The 4,515-nt window shown below is 65.8% G+C and carries 5 protein-coding genes; 2 read left to right on the top strand and 3 right to left on the bottom strand.

From position 1 onward, the window contains the following. Positions 1-120 precede the first annotated feature (120 nt). Positions 121-924: a Stf0 family sulfotransferase gene (locus ABNF93_RS34445; RefSeq protein WP_349332457.1), complete on the top strand. Its 804-nt coding sequence runs from the start codon at positions 121-123 to the stop codon at positions 922-924. Positions 925-1,039: 115 nt separating this feature from the next. Here the strand turns inward: ABNF93_RS34445 and ABNF93_RS34440 are convergent, their stop codons facing one another. Then, on the bottom strand, positions 1,040-2,107 hold the full coding sequence (locus ABNF93_RS34440; protein ID WP_349332456.1) for a formylglycine-generating enzyme family protein: 1,068 nt from the start codon (positions 2,105-2,107) through the stop codon (positions 1,040-1,042). Positions 2,108-2,516: 409 nt separating this feature from the next. Here ABNF93_RS34440 and ABNF93_RS34435 point away from each other — a divergent pair, with 409 nt between their 5' ends. After that, on the top strand, positions 2,517-2,903 hold the full coding sequence (locus tag ABNF93_RS34435) for a DUF2750 domain-containing protein (protein ID WP_349332455.1): 387 nt from the start codon (positions 2,517-2,519) through the stop codon (positions 2,901-2,903). 380 nt (positions 2,904-3,283) lie between these two features. On the opposite strand, the gene ABNF93_RS34430 is transcribed toward ABNF93_RS34435, so the two are convergent. After that, a complete protein-coding gene (locus tag ABNF93_RS34430; protein ID WP_349332454.1) occupies positions 3,284-3,751 on the bottom strand; it encodes a hypothetical protein in 468 nt (155 codons plus the stop codon). Positions 3,752-4,262: 511 nt separating this feature from the next. Next, positions 4,263-4,515, bottom strand: a 253-nt coding sequence (locus tag ABNF93_RS34425; protein WP_502877680.1) for an N-acetyltransferase, incomplete at its 5' end; no start/stop codon positions are given.

The raw sequence follows: 4,515 nt of genomic DNA, 5'->3' as shown, positions 1-4,515 counted from the left end.
AATGATGGAGGTGACGACAGAATGATCAACCAGCCGACAACCTGAACACCAAGCCCCGCCGAACACCAACCCGGCGGGGCTTTCTCACACCCACGCACGCTCACCAGCAACGACGCCTACATGCTCATGCCGAACGTCGGGCAACAGACGGTCGCAGCGCCCCGACAGTCGTATCTCATTTGGTTCAGCCAGCGCGTGGGCAGCTCCATGTTGACCCAAGCGCTGGAGGACACCGGTATCGCCGGGCGTCCGCGCGAGTGGCTCGAGGATCCGGCTGGCCACGGGCTGCCGGCCAAATATGGCGTCCGCGATGCCGTGCAGCTGCGCGACTTCCTCTGGCGCGAGGCTGCCACGCCCAACGGCGTGATGGGTTCCAAGTACGGCATCGACGCCGACGGGCACCTGGAGCTGACGGCTCTGTTCGCGGGGATCATCCCGGGCGTGGTCGATCCCGATGGATCCAAGGCGTGGGAGGCGGTCTTTCCCGCCTGCAAACACGTGTTCATGACCCGGCGAAACAAGCTCCGCCCGGCGGTCTCGTGGCTGCGCGCGATCCGATCACAGGAGTGGCACCGGCCCAACCGCGCCGACACCGTATTTGGCGAGGCGCCGCCGCGCACCAGCGCCGCCGATGTGATTCATCACTACGACTACGACGATCTCGACTTTCTGCTCATGGGCATCAACCGGCAAGAGGCCGAAATGCAGGATCAGTTCGACCGCTGGGGCGTGGTCCCGTACACCGTGGTCTATGAGGATCTGGTCGCCGACTACGACCCGACGGTTCGCCAACTGCTCGACTTTCTAGAGATTCCCGGGCACGCCGACATCACCATCCCGCGCCCCGCCCTCGATCGCCTAGCCGACGAGGCCTCCGAAGATTGGTACCAGCGCTTCCGCCGCGGGCGTGCGGCGAGGAGCTGACCGCTGTGCTTGCAGCCGGCGTGCCACTTGTGTGCCAGATCGAGCGGCCGATCATGGTCTGTCACGGTCAGCAGCGGTCAAGTCAGGACGGCCCGAACGCCGGATCGGTCGACGCTCAGCTGAGCGTGGACACCGAATACGCCTTTGCAAGGCAGGGGTGAGCCGATCCTGACGTCGCTCGATTAATCCGTGCGCTACCCGGGGGTACCACGGGGCGGAAGCCGTGGTCGTTGGTGTCTCGCGAGTCCGGTGGGTAGAACAGGCGTTGCGCGCCGCGGCTGGTGTAGGCGGAGGAGAGCCAGGCGCCGCCGCGGAGCGAGCGGCAAGCGACGGTTCCGGCAGGGCCGTCAGGGCCGGGCGGGTTATGGCGCGGGCTGTGTGCGTAGTAGTTGGGGTCGTACCAGTCGGCGCACCATTCCCGTACTTGACCGGCAAGGTCACGCACACCGCACCAGCTGCGGTCATCCGGATATCGGCCTGCAGGTGTGGGACCTTCGAGTTGGGCGACGTGTTCATTGAGCCAGCAGGGCTGGTCGAACCTGCCGTCGGACTGGCGTCGGGTCGAGCCACCGTTGAGCCAGCGGCGCCACTCGTCGTTGTCAGTGAATGGTCGGCCAGCGGTGTCCTCGGCGGAACGGCAGGCATCTGGTCTCCAGTCGTCACCCCAGGGGAAGATCGAGCTGGCAGGTCCTCGTGCGGCGTACTCCCACTCCGCCTCGGTAGGTAGCCGAACCCCTGCCCAGCTGCAGTAGGCGGCGGCGTCGTCCCAGCTGACCGAGCTCACCGGTAGGTCATGGCTGCCGGGGATCGGCGCTCCGTCAGCCCAGGCGCTGTTCCACGGGCCGTGGATGTCGGCATCGACCGGCGCGGGATGCTCGGTGGCCAGCATGAACTGGTGGTACTGGCCGATCGTCACAGGATCGCGGTACATCCAGAAGCCGTCGAGTTCCACCTCGTGGGCCAGCAGCTCGCCGATCCAGTCAATGCCGCCGACCTGCCCGTCGATCCACCGATGGTCCCAGCCGTATCGTTCCCACAGCTGCAGCACCGCCGTTCGATCCGAGCCCATGACGAAGGACCCGGCAGGAACGAACACCATCGCGGCGAGATCGACAGGACTAGCAACCTCGGTCGCGGACGCCGCGTCAGGTGTCTCTGGACGAGCGGGTATGCGGTCAGGCACGGCGACCATGCTCCACCGACAGATGCGCGACGGCCAGCATCTCGACCATACCCGGACCATCACGCGAGATCGGGAACTCCAAACCCTGCCAGCACGTACAGCGATGAGTACAAACACCTGTCGCAGGCTCACGTCAACATCGGTGCAACCCTGTCGAGCGGCGTCAGTCCCTGGGCGACCGATGCCCCCGAGGTGCCCCCGAATGGCCGTCACCAGCCCTCAACAACCCACACATACCAGGAACAGTCCACGGTCAGCGAATTTCTGATCGAGGGGTGACCTGCGCACGAGAACCACTCGTAATGCGTAGCTCGGCCGGTCGCGCCGGGCAGCGCGGGAGCGTTGCGCAGGCACCGACACCGACGGATGCTTGACGCTTCGTGACCGAAGCCGCACGATCGTCGACAACATGTCCGTAGCCTCCGCACAGGCAAGCGCCTTCTACGAGGAGTTCCTCACCAACGGCCAAGCCTTCGCCGTGAGAGACGACGCCGGTTTCCCGGCTCCGCGCAACCCTGAGGGCGCGCGTGCCATGCCCTTCTGGTCGAAGCGGAGCCGTGCCGAGAAGATCATCGCCAACGTTCCGGCATACGCCGGAATGGAGCCGGTTGAGATCTCTGGACAGGACTGGTTGGACAAGTGGCTGCCCAACCTCGAGAAAGACGGACTCCGGATCGGACTCAACTGGAGTGGAGCTCGCGCCACCGGATACGACCTGGCCGTTGCAGACGTGCTGAGGAACCTCGATGCTCGCCGTGAGCCGGGATCCGCCAAGGATCGCCCAAACCCCTGGTAGTGGTGTCATGCCGACCACGGATCGGCGTGCCCGCTACGTGCCCGATCGTGCGGCACGCCAGGGCGATTGTCGGTTACCACGGTCGACTGAGTGCGGGCCAGCTCGGGCTCGCCAGCAGGCGTGGCACCCGCGTGACGCGATCCAGCGGACGTGGCACATCTTCCAAGCTGGGGCTCTCATCGCACGCAGGATTGACCCCAGCGTGACCCCAACGACCTGCAACGCCCCGCGACGATGAGCACCTGGTCGACGACCTCCGGAGCGCAGACGAGCAGGCCGCGATTGAGTTGCCTGCCTCTGCGGGTCACAAGGTCGCGTGCCCTCCGCGTGCCCCCCCAATCCAGGGGGATCGTCGGCTCTCGTCGTGGCGTCGGTCAGGGTCAGATGTGGGCCCTGATCTGGCGGACGGGGTTCCCGAGTGCATTGGCAATGGTGGCCAGCTCTTCGTCGCTGAACCAGGTGCGCTCGGGGTTCCAGATGGCGATCTCGAAGCGCGCAAAGCCGCACGGCCAGTGGTAGTCCAAGTCGTCGAGTGATGTGGTGCCGCCGCAGCAGGGGACCTCGACCACGAGGGTTGTGTAACCGTCATCGTGTCGGACTCCGATCTGGTCCGCCCACCACTCGGTGTCGATCGGCGTGCGGCAGAGCGGGCAGCTGATCTTTTCGAGGTTCGCGCCGCAGTCGACGAGGGTGAGTGTGTCGTGCCAGGTGATGTCGATCTGGACGGCGACGCCGCCCGGCGGGCCCGGGGCCAACTCCGCTGCGATCGCTGCGGCCCGATCAGCTGCGGCCCGGTCTGGTTGCCAGTACGGGTCGGTAGGAATCACTGAGAGAACGTCATCGCTCATGCACTCGCTCGATTCATTCATCAGACGGCAGCCAGCTCCCGGCGAGCGATGCTAGTCACTTGTCCGTGCAGCGGGATGTCGCACCTGCCGCGCAGGTCGTACAGGAGCGGAGTACAGCAACGCCAACGATCACGGCCGGACCGTCCCGACCAGAGATGGCGTGACGTATGTCTGGGCGACCGCGATCGTCGCGCCGATAGTTCGCATCGAGGGGTCCAGGCCGGGCCATTAGCGGGCCATTAACCGAGGACAACGGTGGCTACTCCGGTCCGTTCCAGGCCGCCGCCCTCGCCTGAGATGGGGCTCTGAGCGTCGGATATGTACGATTCCCATCTGACCGTCGTCGTGCTATCCACGTGCCATCAGACCAGGTACACGGAGGCCGCTCCAGGCCACTCGGGGCCCGGGCACGAAGGCATGATCCCATCCATACCAGCGCTCGTTCGGCACCTTCCAAGCTGGGCTTCGGCAGCGCAGTTCGTTCCGGGCCTTCGTCTGGCAACAGACCCCCCTAGTCCGCCTCGTTGCCCCGCTCGGTCTCGCTGAAGCCTCGGCTGAGGTAGTTCGGGATGGTGTGCGGATGTTCATCGGGGACCGTCCACAGCCACACGCGGGTGGTTGGCCTTCCGTCCGACGTGGGGGTCTTCCAGGCCATGTGGGTCATGCGGGACACGAAGTCGCCGCCGATGCCACGGCCTTGGAAGGGAGGGACGATGCCGATGACGACGATGGCGACGTGGCCGTTGGTCTGCCAGCCGATCTCG

Source organism: Actinopolymorpha sp. B9G3, assembly GCF_040120725.1.
Lineage (GTDB): Bacteria > Actinomycetota > Actinomycetes > Propionibacteriales > Actinopolymorphaceae > Thermasporomyces.
This window is presented reverse-complemented; position numbering and strand designations above follow the sequence as displayed.